This is a genomic window from Pseudarthrobacter siccitolerans (assembly GCF_001046895.1).
GTDB classification, from domain to species: domain Bacteria; phylum Actinomycetota; class Actinomycetes; order Actinomycetales; family Micrococcaceae; genus Arthrobacter; species Arthrobacter siccitolerans.
The window spans coordinates 87,360-104,275 of sequence record NZ_CAQI01000040.1; the positions used below are offsets into that span (position 1 = coordinate 87,360).

At 58.7% G+C, this 16,916-nt stretch carries 13 protein-coding genes and 2 tRNA genes; 10 read left to right on the forward strand and 5 right to left on the reverse strand.

Annotated elements, in window-relative coordinates:
• The first annotated feature begins 1 nt into the window (after position 1).
• From ARTSIC4J27_RS08730 to ARTSIC4J27_RS08755, 6 genes are all read left to right on the forward strand, one after another.
• Complete coding sequence (locus ARTSIC4J27_RS08730) at positions 2–1,384, forward strand: glutamate-5-semialdehyde dehydrogenase (protein WP_050054809.1); 1,383 nt, start codon at positions 2–4, stop codon at positions 1,382–1,384.
• Positions 1,385–1,462: 78 nt separating this feature from the next.
• The gene (locus ARTSIC4J27_RS08735) at positions 1,463–1,696 is read left to right on the forward strand and encodes a hypothetical protein (RefSeq protein WP_050054810.1); all 234 of its coding nucleotides are present in this window, start codon (positions 1,463–1,465) and stop codon (positions 1,694–1,696) included.
• Between the two features lie 55 nt (positions 1,697–1,751).
• The gene (gene nadD, locus ARTSIC4J27_RS08740; RefSeq protein WP_050054811.1) at positions 1,752–2,363 is read left to right on the forward strand and encodes a nicotinate-nucleotide adenylyltransferase; all 612 of its coding nucleotides are present in this window, start codon (positions 1,752–1,754) and stop codon (positions 2,361–2,363) included.
• 7 nt (positions 2,364–2,370) lie between these two features.
• Entirely contained in the window at positions 2,371–3,855 is a 1,485-nt protein-coding gene (locus tag ARTSIC4J27_RS08745; protein WP_050054812.1) for a hypothetical protein, read from the forward strand.
• A gap of 47 nt (positions 3,856–3,902) precedes the next feature.
• Positions 3,903–4,304 (forward strand): ribosome silencing factor, encoded by a 402-nt coding sequence (gene rsfS, locus ARTSIC4J27_RS08750; protein WP_050054813.1) that lies wholly within the window; start codon positions 3,903–3,905, stop codon positions 4,302–4,304.
• A 116-nt stretch (positions 4,305–4,420) separates the two neighbouring features.
• Positions 4,421–4,496 (forward strand) — tRNA-Ala (locus ARTSIC4J27_RS08755).
• A gap of 152 nt (positions 4,497–4,648) precedes the next feature.
• Here ARTSIC4J27_RS08755 and ARTSIC4J27_RS08760 read toward each other — a convergent pair.
• Entirely contained in the window at positions 4,649–6,076 is a 1,428-nt protein-coding gene (locus ARTSIC4J27_RS08760) for an ATP-binding protein (protein WP_152683816.1), read from the reverse strand.
• Between the two features lie 111 nt (positions 6,077–6,187).
• On the reverse strand, positions 6,188–6,886 hold the full coding sequence (locus ARTSIC4J27_RS08765) for a hypothetical protein (protein ID WP_050054815.1): 699 nt from the start codon (positions 6,884–6,886) through the stop codon (positions 6,188–6,190).
• 124 nt (positions 6,887–7,010) lie between these two features.
• Here ARTSIC4J27_RS08765 and ARTSIC4J27_RS08770 point away from each other — a divergent pair, with 124 nt between their 5' ends.
• The 3 genes from ARTSIC4J27_RS08770 (at position 7,011) to ARTSIC4J27_RS08780 (ending at position 12,625) form a co-directional block, all read left to right on the forward strand.
• Complete coding sequence (locus tag ARTSIC4J27_RS08770; protein WP_050054816.1) at positions 7,011–8,294, forward strand: hypothetical protein; 1,284 nt, start codon at positions 7,011–7,013, stop codon at positions 8,292–8,294.
• A 240-nt stretch (positions 8,295–8,534) separates the two neighbouring features.
• Complete coding sequence (locus tag ARTSIC4J27_RS08775) at positions 8,535–9,554, forward strand: hypothetical protein (RefSeq protein ID WP_152683817.1); 1,020 nt, start codon at positions 8,535–8,537, stop codon at positions 9,552–9,554.
• A 524-nt stretch (positions 9,555–10,078) separates the two neighbouring features.
• Positions 10,079–12,625 (forward strand): AAA family ATPase, encoded by a 2,547-nt coding sequence (locus ARTSIC4J27_RS08780; RefSeq protein ID WP_050054818.1) that lies wholly within the window; start codon positions 10,079–10,081, stop codon positions 12,623–12,625.
• 322 nt (positions 12,626–12,947) lie between these two features.
• On the opposite strand, the gene ARTSIC4J27_RS23475 is transcribed toward ARTSIC4J27_RS08780, so the two are convergent.
• The 3 genes from ARTSIC4J27_RS23475 to ARTSIC4J27_RS22465 are packed head-to-tail and all read right to left on the reverse strand — an operon-like array spanning position 12,948 to position 16,507.
• Entirely contained in the window at positions 12,948–15,116 is a 2,169-nt protein-coding gene (locus ARTSIC4J27_RS23475) for a family 16 glycosylhydrolase (protein ID WP_083435380.1), read from the reverse strand.
• Between the two features lie 36 nt (positions 15,117–15,152).
• On the reverse strand, positions 15,153–15,995 hold the full coding sequence (locus tag ARTSIC4J27_RS08790; RefSeq protein WP_050054820.1) for a glycosyltransferase family 32 protein: 843 nt from the start codon (positions 15,993–15,995) through the stop codon (positions 15,153–15,155).
• A gap of 32 nt (positions 15,996–16,027) precedes the next feature.
• The gene (locus ARTSIC4J27_RS22465) at positions 16,028–16,507 is read right to left on the reverse strand and encodes a helix-turn-helix domain-containing protein (RefSeq protein ID WP_152683818.1); all 480 of its coding nucleotides are present in this window, start codon (positions 16,505–16,507) and stop codon (positions 16,028–16,030) included.
• Positions 16,508–16,762: 255 nt separating this feature from the next.
• Between ARTSIC4J27_RS22465 and ARTSIC4J27_RS08795 the strand changes: the two genes are divergently transcribed.
• Positions 16,763–16,835, forward strand: a tRNA-Ala gene (locus ARTSIC4J27_RS08795).
• Positions 16,836–16,916: the final 81 nt, after the last annotated feature.

Consider the following 16,916-nt stretch of genomic DNA (forward strand, 5'->3'; position numbering starts at 1 on the left):
CATGACTGAGGCCCTGATACACACCACTGCTGAAAATTCCGGAGACACCGCTGCCGCTTCCGCCGCGCAGCCGGCCGATTCATCTGCAGTAAAGGTCCCGGCCGAGGCTCCGGTTTCCGCCAGCGGCGATGTCGAAGCAGCAGTCCACGCCATCGCAGACCGTTCCCGTCTTGCCGCCCGGCGCCTGGCCATGGCCAACCGCGCCTGGAAGGACCGCGCGCTTCGTGCCGTGGGGGCTGCACTGCAGGAAAACAGCGCCGCCATTCTTGCAGCCAACAGCAAGGATGTCGCGGCAGGCAAGGCCAACGGCACCTCCGCGGCCATGCTGGACCGGCTCACGCTGACCGACGCCCGGATCGCCGGATTGGTCGCTGCCCTGGAGAACCTGGCAAACCTTCCCGATCCCGTCGGCAACGTGGTCCGCGGGCAGACCCTTCCCAACGGGCTGCGCCTGCGGCAGGTCAACGTCCCCATGGGCGTGGTGGCCGCCATCTACGAGGCACGGCCCAACGTCACAGTGGACATTGCAGGACTCGCCCTCAAGAGCGGCAACGCAGTGATCCTGCGCGGCGGCAGCGCTGCCGAGGCAACCAACGAAGTCCTGGTCCGTGTCCTGCGTGAGGCCCTGGAGTCCGTGGGCCTGCCTGCTGACGCCGTGCAGACCGTTGACCAGTACGGGCGCGCCGGTGCCAACGTCCTCATGCGCGCACGCGGCAGGGTGGACGTGCTGATTCCCCGCGGCGGCCGTGACCTCATCCAGACTGTGGTCACCAATTCCGCTGTCCCGGTCATCGAGACGGGGGAGGGGAACGTGCACATCTTCATTGACGAGTCCGCAAGCGAAGACATGGCAGTGGAGATCCTCCTGAACGCCAAGACCCAGCGTCCCAGCGTGTGCAACACGGTGGAGACCCTCCTGGTCCACTCCGGTTCCACCGTGCTGCCAGCCGTTGCCACGGCCCTGAGCAAGGCAGGCGTCCGGCTTCACGCCGACGAACGCATCCGTGCTGCCCTTCCGTCGTCAATCGAGTCGGAGCCGGCCACCGACGAGGACTGGGGCACCGAATACATGGACCTCGATCTTGCCGTCGCCATGGTGGACAGCCTCGATGAGGCCGTGCAGCACATCCGCACCTGGACCACGGGCCACACCGAGGCGATCCTCACCAACAACCTCTCCAACGCCGAGCGTTTCATCGCCGAGGTGGACTCCGCTGCGGTAATCGTCAACGCCTCCACCCGCTTCACCGATGGCGGGGAGCTCGGCCTGGGTGCCGAGGTGGGCATCTCCACGCAGAAGCTGCACGCCCGCGGTCCCATGGGCCTGACCGAGCTCACCACCACCAAGTGGATCGTGCAGGGCGAGGGCCAGGTCCGCGGGTAGCAACGCGGTAACATAGACCAGAAGTCAGAATCGGCGGAGCTTTCCGCTGCCACAATCCTTTGAGCATTAGGGGAGAACATGCTGTTCCAGCAGATTGCCACGACCATCGCCGAGGGCGGAGAACACGAAGAGCTCGCGCCGTTGTGGGCTGAGCCGTGGGTCTTCGGCGTCGTCATTTTCGCCATCCTCCTGGTCATGATGTTCATCACCCTCTCCTACACCAACCTGGGCAACCGCCACGCCGCAACTGAGGAGCACGCGGATCCGCACCGCCAGCACCCGAACAAGCACGACCACGGGCAGGGCCACTAACATTTCCCGCGCTCTGCACCGTAACGGTGCCAACGGCAGGCTGCGGCTGGGCGTGATGGGCGGGACGTTTGATCCCATCCATCACGGCCACCTTGTGGCTGCCAGTGAAGTTGCTGCCGAGTTCGACCTCGACGAGGTGGTCTTTGTCCCCACCGGGCAGCCGTGGCAGAAGTCCCACAAGCAGGTCAGTGAACCGGAACACCGTTACCTCATGACTGTGATCGCCACTGCGTCCAACCCGCGGTTTACCGTCAGCAGGGTGGACGTTGACCGGCCCGGCCCCACCTACACCATCGATACCCTGCGCGACCTCCGCGCCCAGCGTCCCGAGGCTGATCTGTTCTTTATCACTGGAGCGGACGCCCTCGCGCAGATCCTGTCCTGGAAGGACATCGACGAACTGTGGTCACTGGCGCACTTCGTCGGCGTCACCCGGCCTGGACACGTGCTGGACGGAATGGGACGCAAGGACGTCAGCCTGCTCGAGGTGCCGGCCATGGCCATCTCCTCCACGGACTGCCGTTCCCGCGTGGCCGCGAATAATCCCGTCTGGTACCTCGTTCCTGACGGGGTGGTCCAGTACATCGCCAAGTACGGCCTGTACCTGGAAGCGCCGGCAGGCGGGCATGCCACTTCCGAAGCAAGCGAACCAGCCAGCACTGAATGAGTCCTCAATGAGTCAGGAACAGCCCCCCATCCGCAGCCGCCGGGAACTCCGGAAGGCCAGGGATGCACAACAGGCATCCGTGTCCACAGGCACGGATCAGGTTACCCCTGCCGCGAAACAGCCTCCGGGAAGCCGGCCTGCCCCCGGCCCTTCCGGCGCCAATATTCCTGGTGCCAATGTCCCTGGTGCTCGCACTCCGGGTGCGGGTGCGCCAAGTGCCCCTTCACCGGGTGCACCTGCCCAGAGCGCACCTGCCCAGAACGCACCTGCCCGCGCAGCCGAACAGACGCACACCCAGCGTTCCTCCCAGATCCGTGCCCGGGACCGCGCGGCGCTGCGGACTATCAAGGAACTGGAAGAAAAAGAGGGCCAGCTGGCCGGCGGCGGCCCGCCCACGCGGCGCCAGCTCCGCCTTCAGCAGCTCAAGGAGCAGGCACTCACCGCTGCCACCCCTATCGTGGTCCCCGCCGGTCCGGCTGCTCCGGGCACCAACGGGCCCGAAAACTGTCCTGCCCCGGAGAATCCCGCCGAGGCCCGGGACTCCAAAGCTGCCACCACGCCGGCCGCGTCTTCGCGCACTGCCACGGCTCCTGCGGGGATGACGGTTGAACAGGCGCTGGCGGCGCGGGCGCTGCTCGCCGAGCAGGCCAAGAACCAGATCGCCAAGATGGAGCACATTGCTTCCCTGGATCCGGAGGCAGTGGATCCGGAGATCCTGGCGGAGCAGATTGCGCTGGCAGAACGTGCCGCCGTGATCAACCGCCGGGCCATGGCCAGGCAGAAGCTTGCTGAACAAGCCGGCGTCCCAATCGGGCAAGAGCCTTTACCGGGCCAGGAGCCGGCTCCCGCTCCGGAATCCGAAGCGGGAAGAAAACCCGTCCCGGGCCAGAAACCCGTCCCGGGCCGGAAACCCGCGCCCGGCCAGAAACCCGCGCCGGGCCAGCAGAAGTCCGGGCAACAGGGACCGAAGACGCAGCCTGCTGCAGATCAGCGTCCAGCCCCCTCGACGGCCAGCAACCTGGCCATGGTCACGCCGCTGGAATTCGTCCAGGTGCCAGGGGTGGACCGGCCGGTGATGAAGCCGCCGGCAACGTCCCACGTTCCGGTCACCACCCGCCCCGGCAGCAAGGTTCCTCCTGCGGCCGGCACTAAGAAGCGGCGCCCTGCAAACGGCGCGAGGCCAGCCCCGTCCGACGGCGGAACCGGCCGGTCCCAGGTCATCGCCCGGGCAGAAGCTGCGGCCAGGGCGGCAACCCGCCCAAGGCCGGCTGTGCAGCCACCGGCGGCGGCCCACACCGACACCGAGGACGCCTTCGAGGACCTGCCGCGTATCCCGGCGCGGTCTGCCCATGGACTAGATCCCCTCGACGCCGCCACGGCCGGCCTCGCCCGCGCCAACCGCAATCGGATGCTCCAGTTCTGCGTCCTGGCTTTCGGGATCCTGGCCCTCATCTCGGGCATCCTGCTGATCATCAGCGGCATGTCCAACTGACCGGCCACCGCCGGCACCCACGCTTTCTAAATTCAACAAGGAGTCCCGTGACTGCATCAGAATCATCCATCATCACAGCCCGCGCCGCCGCCAAAGCGGCCGCGGACAAGATTGCCCAGGACATCGTGGCCCTGGACGTGAGCGAACGCCTTGCCCTGGCCGACGTGTTCCTCATTGCTTCAGCCCCCAGCGAGCGGCAGGTCAACGCCATCGTTGACGGCATCGAAGAAGAGCTTGCCAAGCAGGATCTGCGGCCGGTGCGCCGGGAAGGCCGTTCGGGTGGCCGCTGGGTCCTGCTCGACTACTCGGACATTGTCATCCATGTCCAGCACGAGGAAGACCGCGTTTTCTACGCGCTCGAGCGTCTCTGGAAAGACTGCCCGGTAGTGGACCTGCAGCTGGGCGACGACACCTCGGCGAAGGCTGCCGCTGCCTCCGACGCGGAGTAACAACAGGGGAACCAGCCGGAATATGCCCGATTTGGAATTTTCGGAATTGCTGTTCTAAGATATTTGAGTTGCTCCGGGGAAACCCGGGAGAAAGGCTCGCAGAGCAGCAATAATTCGGGGCTGTGGCGCAGCTGGTAGCGCACCTGCATGGCATGCAGGGGGTCAGGGGTTCGAGTCCCCTCAGCTCCACCATATTGACCTTATTCGAACCATCGACAGAGTCGATGCCATTCAGTAAGTCCTCAACAGATACGAAAAGGGAACCACCAGATCTGGTGGTTCCCTTTTCTGTGTCGCTGTGGGCCGCCTGGTTGGCTTGTGCGCGACCGAGGGCGTCCCCGCGGCTACCGCCAGCAAGGAGTACTTGGTGGCCTGCGTGAGCGGCAGCCAGCGTCGCAACCGGTTCGGCCCTTGCTTTGTGTGCTTTCCAGAGGGCCCGAGGCCAAGCCTTCGAGCTCCGGAGTAGATGGCTGAAGTGGCGAATGATTCTCGTCCTGGCCCAGTCGGTTGTATGCGTCTTCAACGGGGAAGGTCGATTCCAGAAGTGAAAGCACCACTGACATCTGCGTGACATCATCGGGACTCATCTGATCGGCCAACATCTCCAAAGCTGGGTGCTGCCGATTGATCTCATATCTGAAAGTGCCGCGGTCATCGACCACGTTCCACATGGGACTCGTTCGGGACTGTTCTTGGACGATGCGGCCACGATAGAGATGAACACGCTTGCTCGGCTCTACGATGCGCCCTGCAATTCGTCGAAGATTGTCTCGAATCTGCGGGGGTGGGGCTGCTGAAGCCTTCTTAATGTCCAAAGACCACAGGTGATCCAACGTGTTCGGGATATCGACCTTGACTCTGGCGAGCTTCCCCAAGTCGTCCTTGGGTGCTATGCGGAACCACGTACCCCAAATGACCAAACGCTTTCCGCGATAAATATAGAAGCCTTGGCTGTCACGGACTCGACCAGCAATTTGAGCCCGCTTCTTTTCTGCCGTCGTCATCCGATTTAGATGCGGCAGCGTGTACGGCTGGACCTCAATTCGTTCCCCTCCGACGGAGAAGGACTCGGATGGCCCGAGTTGGGTCGACTTGTTGGACTCTAGGAAAGGATCGGAGCCTTGCACAGGGGCGCGGTTTAGGGAGATGCCGAAGCGTTGGCCGTGTTCGCCGGCAAGAAATCTGTAGAATACAAGGGCTAAGTGGCTTTTGACATCCACCATGGCGGCGTCGAACGACGAGCTGAGATCTCCAACGGTCGCTTCAAGCCTGTCGAGATTCCGCCAAATGACGAGCGTGCCAGAGGTGAGCTCAGCTAGTTCGTTGAACCGGGGGAGCTCCCGCAACTCTTCCTCAGCAAGGACCAGGAGGCTCCAAGTTTGCTGTTCGATCATATGATCGATGTTCCATTCGAAGCCGCACAAGACGCCGTCACGCTTGGAAACGACGACCAAGTCTCGGCACTGCGACAACGACGCCGTTTTCAGTCCGAGACCAAAGCGCCCCAGGTCCTTCGGATTCCTCGACTTCATCGGGCTGGCGCCTGCCAAACGCATTGCTTTGATGGCGTCCTCGGCCGTCATTCCTTCGCCATCGTCGACCAGAGCGACGTATGGCTCAGGCTGATCGCCAAAGAATATGTCGACGTTGGTGGCCCCTGCGGATATCGAGTTATCTATGAGGTCGGCAACGGCTGTCTGAAGTGTGTAGCCGACGGCGCGCATGGACTCCATGAGATGCGGATCCGGCGGAAGGATTTGCTCGGTTGTCACTGACCCCCCCCAGTTGTAGTTCGTGCCGTCAACGTTGCCCAGCACTTTGGATACTAACGGGCAGCAACGACAAAGTATGTTTCATCACTCGCTTCTGGACCGCGATGGTCATCAGTCGTCGAGCAGCGAAGGCTGAACATAGGGTGTTACTGGGCTTCGAGTACCGTTGGTCCGGGTGGTGAGCAATCGAAATTTAGCCACGTTGTCGACTACTGATTGGGCCAGATCGAGTATGTCGACCAATGATGGGGCTGCGACCACAAGTAGCTCGGGTCGGTCCGGGTCGACGTCGAATCCGCATCCGGATCCGTTTTCGGGGATCAGGTCTCGCAGAAGTTCGGCGCGGGGCCGGATGGACGCGAAATAGACGACCGGATACGGCGCCCAACTCCGAGCGACGTGGCTGCGACAGCTAGCTGCTGGGAACATCTTTCCGGCAGAAAGGGCGTACGCCAGAGCCCCCACGCCAAGCTCCAGACCTCCAAGGTCGCAGTCCTGGGACTCGATAAGGCCATAGATTTGGTCGGCGGCGGCTCCCGACAGGCCCGCGTCCTCAGCATTGCTGTTTTCGAAGGCCTGCGCATATTCTTCAAAGTCGTCCGGGTTGGTGGCCAGTGCATCCAGGAATTCCAGCACGCGCCGGTGTGCGGCCAAATAGGTTCGAGCTTCCTTGACCGTCGTGCCGCGAAGATCAACGACGTCCCGAAAGTTGCCGAATCCTTCCTCGTCGATCTCCGAGGGCTTCGGGGGCTTGAAAGTCGCTCCGGCCGGAAAATCGGACGACAACTCTGTGCGGAAAACGGGATGCATGGACTATCTTTACCATGTGCCCGGAGCTGGCATCGGACGAAGCTCCCAAAGGCGGCGCAGCCTGAGCTGAGGACAATAGCCCATGGTTTCGTCGTTAGCCACGCAGGCTGTGGCACCATGAAGCATGCCTGCCGAATTGTCCGAGCCCCAGAAGTTGCTCCTCGGCTTCATCACTGACGCCTACCTGACTTCCAACGATTTCAACGGTGTCCACTGCGGCTCCCTTCCGCCCGAACTTACAACTGAACTTCGGCCGTTGCTGGAAGAAGGCCTCATCTACGCGAATTTCGGTCAGCGTATGGTCAACCCCCACATTCTCGGTCTACCTCCTGAAGCTCCCGGCGTTCATCTCCAAGTCATCGATACTATTGGCCGCCCTCTCACTGATGCCGTGCTCTTCCCCACCCCAGGGCATCTGCAGACAGTGGTTCCTTCGGCCCTTTACGCCGATGCGCCGTTCAGTCGAGAACTGGCCTTGGGGGCCGGCCAGTTGGAGCACCGTTTCTTCGAGACGGCCGTCCTGGCTCGGTACCGGGACGATCCTCGATACAACTACATTTTCGACATTGACGGTCAGATTTCCCGGGATGACTTCCCGGATGGCATGTTCCTCAACACGATGAGCGTCGGTCATCGTGTTACTGACGGCCTTGTCGTTGTCGGGGTCTTCTTGAAGTACGTCGATGACCTCGCGCCTACCGAGCAGCAGTACTGGAAGTTGCATGAGGTTTCCGACCGCGAGAACTTCCGGCTGCATCCAGACTTCATACGTACGCACCTTCGCGCCGAGTTCCCACAAAAGCTAAGCCCCTTCGTTGCCATGCTTGAGGAGATGGCGCTCATCAACAAGATGTGCGACGCCATCGGCTATCCTCAGCTCTTTCGGAAGATCTATGAGAGTGGCGCCAAGGCTAAGGAACCGGACTCGCGTGAGCCGCGACCCCGCGACTTCGGGCATCTGGTTCGCCCGACTATGAAGGAACTTCGTGACTTCACCGCCATGCTGGACAAGATGCTGTCCGACAACATGACGGACGAGTTCTTCGCGGCGGAGATACCCGAGATGTTCCATGATGTTCCCGGGCACGGTGGTGCGATGGTGCGGCAGCAGAAACGGTCGCTCACGCTTCTCAAGGAATGGCTGACGCTCTTCGTCAAAGAGGATCCGCAGGGCTTGGTAGATTTCACATGCAAGACGATGAGGGACATTCGTAATGCAAGAAATCCTGATGCACACACCATTCGGGACAATGACTATGACGAAACGATCTACGCCAAGCAGCGAAAGCTGATCATGGATGCATACGTCGCGGTCAGAACGATTCGCCAGAGTCTTCAGGGGCATCACCTCGCGAACGCCGTGCACGTGCCGTCCAAGCTAGAAAACATGGACGTTTGGAACATATAGCTAGAGAATCCGTCGCAATCAGGCTGTGTCTTTGGGTCTTGATGGCGAGGCTGCTCCGCTGAGTCTGCCGACCTGATCATCCATGGTATGGACGCGCACACCTCGGATGCCAAGAGCATAAACGGTGCAACCCCCTTGCTGGTCGAGCGCAAGCGCGGGCGGGCCGCCGGTCGCGACAGCAGACGACTGACCCGGGCTGCTGGTAGAGAATGTCGGAGGCACTCGGCAGAATAATTCGTTATGACACCGACAACAAAGACTGGGTATCCGGCGGGCACCTTCGAACACGAGGGTCGGCTTTGGAAGCCGATGCCAGGCGCGGCAACAACAGCCGCGGAATTCTTGACTGCGCGGCGACTTTTTCTCGAACTTCACCACGAGTCGACGTGGAACCCGTGGGTTCTCGAGGACCGCGCCGAGGAGATCGAGCGAGCAATGGAGGTCATGGGCCACTGGACAAGGGCTGAACCTGACCATCGCATACTTACGGACAAGCAGGTCCAGGCTATGTTCAAGCTTCGGGATCACGAGATCGAGGAGCGTTGCGCGGCCGAGCAGGAGGGATTCGAGAAGAACCGCGAACGCTACGACACCGAGACGGAGAGCGCTCGCCTGGCCTTGCTGGAGCAACAGTCGCGACTCGACTATGAGGTTGACGAGGTTAAGGCTCTTCGATCCGGCGAACGGTTCCCGGCAATGGACTCCAGAAAGCGCGCAGGACAGGTCGCCGAACTTGATGCCTCGATCACTCGGCGTCAGGCAGAGGTTAACCGTCTCAGTAGTCTCGTCGGTGACCCAGAACAGGTCGTCGACATGCACGGCAGGCTGCCCCGCGACCTCCGCGGCATGATGCTGGCCGCGTTCACTGCACATCGTTCGGTCAGCGTGGGGGCACTGCGCGAGAAGGTCCAGGAGTTCACCACAGCCGTGAAGGGCGCGACGGACAAGAGCACCCGAGCCAAGGCGCGTCTTGAGCTGGAACAAGCAACAAGCAGTCTGGACAAGCTGCTCGCGATACCGCAGCTCATCGCCGATGACATGTGTTCGGAGTGCTCGACACCAATTGCGCAACACGGTTGGTGTACACGGCCAACCGAAGGACCGTGTCCTGCTTGGCCTGGCTGGGCCGCCCGGCTCCGGGAAGTGCAGCAGATGTTTGAGATATTCGCACGAAACCAAGGCGTGAAAGAGCCGGCGCCGCTCAAGCCCTTGGCGGTAGTGCCCTCAGGGCTGTCTATCGCAGAAGTGATCAACAGCTGACGGAACTTCAAGCTAGGTACCCAGGTAGTGAAGTCCGACGCGGCAGAGCGAACCGCTGGGAACTATGGCCTAGCCAGCCAACCGAGGACTGAGATCGCTTGGTGTTTCCAAGCGTACGCAATGATGCGCAATATGGAGACGGGCGTTCCTGCGACTCAACCGATCCAGCCATGAGTAGCTGGCCGCAAGCAGAAGGTACTGACTATTAGCAGCTTGGTCAAGCCACACGTCGATGTCGATGCTTACGTCGCTACGGTCATGCAGATTGTTGATCGCTTGGCGGAAGAGAATCCGGAGCAACTTCGCAAGATGACACGGCATTAGACGCTTGACCGCCTGGAATTCGGTGTCACAATAATAGCTGAAGAATACTGCATTCAGCTAAAGGCTTTCCGACCAATGGCCCGCCCTCGGAGATTCGGTTCTTTTCTATATTAGTAGTGTTGCCGTATGAGGGGATTAAAGTGCCGGATTTGCTAACTGATCAAAACGAATTAGTTTTAGAGAATGAAGACAGTATCGTAATGACTAAAAGCGCCAGTCAGCTTTTGGTTGATTGGGCCAACGGACAGGACGGCTGGGTCCGCAAGATTGTAGCCCTCGTCTTGGCTACACGATCTCCTGTTGCCGGTGAGTCTTTCGAGGACTTGTTTGCTCACTACCTGGCCGAGAAAAGACTATCGGGAACTGAGCCCGCCGTTGTTCCGGCCATCCAGCTCTTGGACGCCGCTTCAGAAGACGGTTCGGTGCTCAAGCTTCTTAGCCTCGAGAATGTCCAGGGGGTCAACGCTCTGGCTTCGAACCAATGCATAGCCTTCAACGAAGGCATCACTGTTATCTTCGGAGAAAATGGCGCTGGTAAGACTGGCTACACGAGGATTCTCAAGCGAATCGCTAAAGCTCGCTCGGCTGAAACTATCATCCGCAATGTACATAATGGCTCCACATCCGATTCACCGTCTGCGGAGCTTGCCTGGTCCCTGGATGGGGTGGCTGGATCTTCTGCGTGGTCGAATGAGGAGGGCTTTTCGCCGCTCGATCGCATGGATGTTTTTGACTCTCCATCTGTACTCATGCATCTTGATAGTGACCTCAGTTACGCATATACGCCTGCGGACCTTGCGCTCTTCAAGTATGTGAGCGACGCCATTGGTCGAGTTTCCGAACTGGCGGCAGCCGGTGTCGAAGCAAAAAAGCCTAAGAAGAACACGTTCCTTCCACTTTTTGGACGAGGCAGTAGCGTCTATGCTCTCGTTGAGACGCTGGGTCCTGCAACTGACCTGCCGGGCCTGAGAACTCTCGCTAACCTGTCAGATCAGGAATCTGCCGATCTGACAACTTTGCCAGATGTTGTCGAAGCTCTTAAAGGCGACAGTGTTCGAGCCCAGCTGACCGTCGCTAACAATCGCCAATCCGCCAATACACAAATCCTGGCGCTTGCAACGGCCTTGGCTAAATTTGATCGAGAAAAATACAACCAAGCAGTTGCTGACCTGAAAGCCGCGGAAGATGGGCAGCGGAAGCTCAAGGCAACTATTTCCGAACACCACGAAATACCTGCCGCCGACAGTGATGAATGGCATGAGTTGATCACTGCGGGCGACAACTACCGCAAGCACCTTCATCTGGATGCCTATCCGTCCGAGGCAGACAGTTGCCTGTATTGCCGGCAAGCTCTGTCTTCGGATGCAGTTACACTCCTCCAGACGTACAAAGACTTGGCCAATAACGCTGGTCAACTGATGATCAGCCAATCTAATCGGCTCCTCGAAGAACTTTCGCGGGACATTCTGGCGTGCGATCTTGAGCGCTTAGAGCGCGACATTGAAACACTTGGCCAGATCCCGGACGATGACGAACACATGAAGGCTGCGACTGCGCTGGTGTCCGCGGCCAAGGATCTTTCGATCGAGCTGGTTGCGAAGCGCTCACTTGGTTCAGATCCTGTCGCGTTGCTCCTGGCGCCGGTAAGTAAGGAGTCTCAGGCGAGGATAGACGCAAGTCAGAAGTTGATTGTTGAACTCAATCAACGGTCTGCCGACCGGACTGCGAAGCTCGCTGAGTCTCAAGCCAAACTGCTCAACCTGAAAGCTAGATCACTACTGAACGACCACTTCTCGGACATCGAGGCCTATGTTGAGGATGCAAAGTGGGCTGAGTCTCTGCGGATCGCCACAGGTCGAATCCCTTCTACGCAAGCTGGCCTGACGGGGATTGCGAAGCAGGCAAGTACGTTGTTACTTAACAACAACTTCGATACCAGGTTTCAGGAAGAATGTCGCAAGCTTCGCGCGCCGGAAGTACAGCTTGACTTCCCGGGTCGCAAAGGCGCTAGCCGACGCGTGAAGACAGTGACCAGTCACAAGCCGTCTGCCATCCTTTCGGAAGGTGAGCAGAAGGTCATCGCCATGGCCGACTTCCTCGCGGAGTCCTCGCTTCGCTTTGCATCTTCACCGGTGATATTTGACGATCCAGTGAACAGCCTTGATTATCGCCGTATCGGTGAAGTGTCTTCCAGGATCGCTCGTTTGGCAGAGGAACGACAAGTCATCGTCTTCACGCACAACATCTGGTTCGCCACCGAACTGTTGTCGCGATTCGACAAGAACACGGCCCTTTGTAGCTACTTCTCCATTCAAGACGACGGTCCGCTTAAGGGAATTGTCAGCTCGGGAACACACCCGCGATGGGACACCGTCAAGAAGATGACGGGCAAAGTGAATGCGATACTACAGTCGGCCAAAGCAGCAGAAGGCGAAGCGCGGGAAGCGCTCGTCGAGAAGGGCTACAGTCTTGTTCGATCGTGGTGTGAGGTCGTCGTTGAACAAGAGCTTCTGCAACAAGTGGTCCAGCGGTACCAGCCAAACGTCATGTTGACCAAGCTTGACTCGATCAATGGTAAAAAACTGGATGAAGCTAAGAAAGTGATTGTCCCGATTTACGAGAAGGCCTGTCGGATTATGGATGGTCACTCTCAGCCACTGGAAACGCTGTCCGTGAGACCGAAGCTCGAGGAGTTGGAAGCTGAGTGGAAGCAACTTCAGGAAATTCGTCCCAAGGCTTCGAAATGAGCAGGTGCTCACACGGACTCCGCATCGCAACCCCCAGCTGAACTAAGGCTCGTCGAACTGTGGTGGGTGAGACGTCGCCGTACTTCTTTCCCAGCACAGCCAGAGATGTGCCCGCCTGATAGCACTCGGCGGCATCCAAAACCTGAGTTTCATCCAGCCCACGCACGCGCTTCGCGAAACCATGAATGGCAAGGTGATCCGCGACGGTTACGCGGTGGATGCTGTACTTTTTGGCCAGTTTCCCAACCTTCATGCCATGCAGGTTGGCGACAGGTTGAAAGCGAAGATATCCATAGCGCACGATGATAAGTGAAAGCGCAGGCTAAGAATGAAGGATTGCTTCCGCTTCAATTGCGTACGAGCCTGAAAAATCAGGGGCGTAGGTACGGACCTCAAGTGACTTAAGTTCGGTCGTTGTCGGAATATCTCTCTCTTCTAGGCGACCGGCGAACTCCACTGAGCGTGAATGCCACAGGTTTATATTGAATTCGAGTGGCTGATCTGGAATAGGTGTGGGGTTCCAGAGCGTGCGTTCATGGACGACCAGGCCGTCGACTTTCCAGCGAATGACGTTGGGTTGCCAATCGATCTCGTAGGTATGGAAGTCTGCTGCCGCGTCAAAACCGAGGTCGATTTGAGTTGGAGTGCCACGGTAGCCATACTCTAGTTTCGTCCCCTCAGGTCCAGGGTTGTAGTAGACATTGACGAGCATCTTCGTCGTGTCTTTGCCTAGGAACTCGATATCGATCTCTTGGCGTGGGCCATTGCGATGAAGGAAGATACCGGTGATGAGCCCCGGCACGCTCGATGGACGGAGCTTCGCGGAGAATCTGCCGTACAGGTAGGAGTCGCCGCTTGCAATCGCCGCCGATGTAAACTCCCGTACCGATGTCCTCTCTTCCTGGAATGTAAGGAGGGCGCTGCCACTGTTTGTTTCGTTGAAGTTATCTGGGCTGAACAAGGACAGGTTGCTGGGAAAGGTGTCGTCTCTTAATTTCCAGTTCGGAGACGTGAGGATCTCACCCTCCGTCCAGTCGACGCCGGTGATAACAGCAGGATGGGTTGAAAGACTCTCGAGAGAAAACCCGTTCCAATCTTCGCGCGCTGGGGAGAGTGTCCAGGGGGACTTGTCGAACTTGTGATTCGTAGATGCACGAGAATCGGCAAGCGGTGTCCGATCTACCACTGGGCGTTGACCGAGGTCTGCGTCGTTGGGGTACGGAAATGACGGGTAGTCGATTCCTAGGAAGTCACACAGCACAGCCCATTTGTCTCGGGTAGCATCATCGAAAGATAGGACCCGGTCGGGGTGGATGAGCGGCAATTCCACACCAGGTGACGTGAGGATGAATAGGGCGTCGGGGTTAGATTTGGCGATGACCGTGGCGACTGTGCTGTCGAGGGTGCCGATGTTGACGTAGGCATTGAAGAGTCTATTGCGACGCCCAGTGAGTAGCCTTTTCTGTTCTAAGGCGGGCAGCGTGCCAAGATCGCTGCAGCAGGTGTAGCCGCTCATGGAGAGTGCTTTTGCCAGAGCTGTCAGGCCTGAGCCGGGATCGCCGAGCGCAATGACTGGGCCACGTAGCTTCTTTGCTGTCGTCACGAGGGGTTTTTCGCGTGTGATCACGCCGACCTGTGAAAGTACCGGAAGTACTGAATATGAATTCGTTGATGGTTCGTCGAGGCGCTGCTCGACGATAGGTCGGGCGGCTGTGAACACCTTCAGGTCATGGAACTGTAAGTTAAGCCACAGATCGACCGGGCCGTACATAGGAAGTCTGTCGAGTAGCTTCCGGGCACCTTCACGCGTTACGACGTACCCCGACGCCTCCCAGAGGCCGGGGTCTTTTCGCCGCATAAGGGCCTGATCTTGTGGCGAGACAGACGCACCAACATCTCTGAACGCGAGATACAGCAGATCGAAATTTGCGACACCCTCTGCGTTAAACTCGACCGCAGACCACGTCTCTTCGAGATTGCGGACGAAACCATATGGCATGACGATGTCGTCTTCAAGCACTAGCGCACTAGGGACCTCTCCCTCGGCGATCAGCTTCCATACTTCGATATGCGATAGCGCGACAGCAATCTCTTGCCTGGTCATCGTGATCTTGCGTGCGCGCGTATCGTCGTCAACGAGAAGGAGTGGGTTCGGGTCGATGGTCAATTGATCGGCAAGTGTGAACGTAGGAATCAGCGTTGAGTGGTCAGGCTCCGATTTCAAGTATCTGGCGTCTATGGCCGAAAATCTCCTGACGACCGTTGATAGCTGTTCACCATGACGGTCTTGAAATCGGTTGAGTTCGCGCCGGAGGCGGCTCCAGCGGTCGGGCTTACGATCTAGATTGATGACGTAGATGCGCTGTATCGCGTCAGATTCATCGCCGCTAGAAAAGACCTTGGCGCGTCGGCGAAGATCCAGGACACGTGTGCGGAGTCGCAATCTATGTGCGAATCGCTCCTTGAAGTCAGCGAAGGTCAACATATTCATCGGACGAGTCCCCCGTTAATTCGATTTGGATACTTACTACCCATCGCTACTCACCCATCGTCGCCAGTTACGGTCATCGGAGCGATATGAGAGTGGCCACGTACTAACCGCCACAGAATCCCAGTCTGTGAGCAGCTCGAAGTCCCAGCCTTTCCCGGCTTGAGTTAACTCGACGGCGTGAGCAACGAGAGACGATGTGAGATTGCCGGGACCGGTCAACGACTGGATGTCCCGACTGTCCTCGTCTGCAGAGAGTAGTGAATTAGTTGCCTGTTCCAGAGCCATGGCAATGATCGGATGGTTCGCAGGTGCGAGGAGCGGATTGTTGTTGACATAGAAGATGCGTCCGCCTGCTACAGAAATCCCGGCTGAACCCACCGGATCAACCATTGAATCTGAAGCAATGTCATAGCAAAGCGGCTGGAGTTTGAGCCGTCCGTCGACCATCAGCTTGTCAATGTCATACCCCTGGTAGGTGTCATCTGCATCGACATAGAGCCCACCGTTCTTCAAGACAAAGCACAGGCGGAAAAAGTCGGCACGCATCGCTGGGTGACGACATCGATTGAATGCACGAGCATGTCGCGGGCTGAAGTTCTCCAGAATGAACTGTTCGGCGGTCGCGTCGTCGAACAGCAAGCGCTCGAATCCGATCTCCTCCAGAGGAGCCCAGCTGTCTAGGCAGCCCTGGACATCTGCAGGGATACAAGCTGCATCATCCCAGAACTGGATAAGTATGCGTGGCGGCTTGACGAGATTGATGACGCCAATGTTGTCCGGAGTTTCCTGGATCATCCATTCCATGAAGGCGGATCTCAGGTCGTGTACTTCCGCGACTTCTATCGGGCTGAGGTTCAGTTGTTGTGGGATGGGGTTCATATTTATGCATGAGTATGGAAGGTTTCGCATTTTCAGTCAATGCTAGCGATTATGAGACTTGTTGTAGCTGATCGACACAGCTCGACCGGCGGCGTCCGAACCACGGCTGGTGGTTCGAGCTCTCCTCCTAGAGATTCCTTTGACAGCAGATATCCATATGAACGTCGCATCACGACGCCCCGCTTAACTAAATTCTTCCGAACCGTTGTAGGTGAGACGCCATATTTCTTTCCCAGCACAGCCAGGGATGAGCCGGCGTGGTAGCGAGTGGCTGCGTCCAAAACCTGAGCTTCATCCAACCCACGTAGGCGCTTCTCGATGCCGTGCACGGCGAGGTGATCAGCGACGGTCACGCGGTGGATGCCGTACTTCTCAGCCAGTTCGCCAACCGTCATGCCCTGGCGGTACTCGGCTGCCAGCTGGGCTGACTGCTCGTCGCTAATCTGCTTGGCACGCCGGGGGATAGGCGGTGCAACACGCGTTACCTCTGGCCGGGCGTAGATTTTGCGCATCAGGGAACGAAGTTTGACGGACCCGCTACTTTGTTTCGAATAGGCATGTGGACCCCCACCGACAATCCGCCGGAATCATCTGATTCCGGCGGATTTTTTGGTTTCCGCCTCCCGGCTTTTTGGTCCCTCCGACAGGCCGACGGCAAAGAACGGCAGCGGTTGAAGACACGCCCAGAGGCGCCAATTGGCGCAGCGGACGAAAGTGCATTAAGCTGATCAGGTTGCTTCGGCGGGACACCGCAACGGAGCAAGTCCGGGGCTGTGGCGCAGCTGGTAGCGCACCTGCATGGCATGCAGGGGGTCAGGGGTTCGAGTCCCCTCAGCTCCACCGGTAAAGAGGAACCATCCTGACGGATGGTTCCTCTTTTTATGTCCCGGGCTTGTTCGCACATCCGTGCCTTGAAGGTTC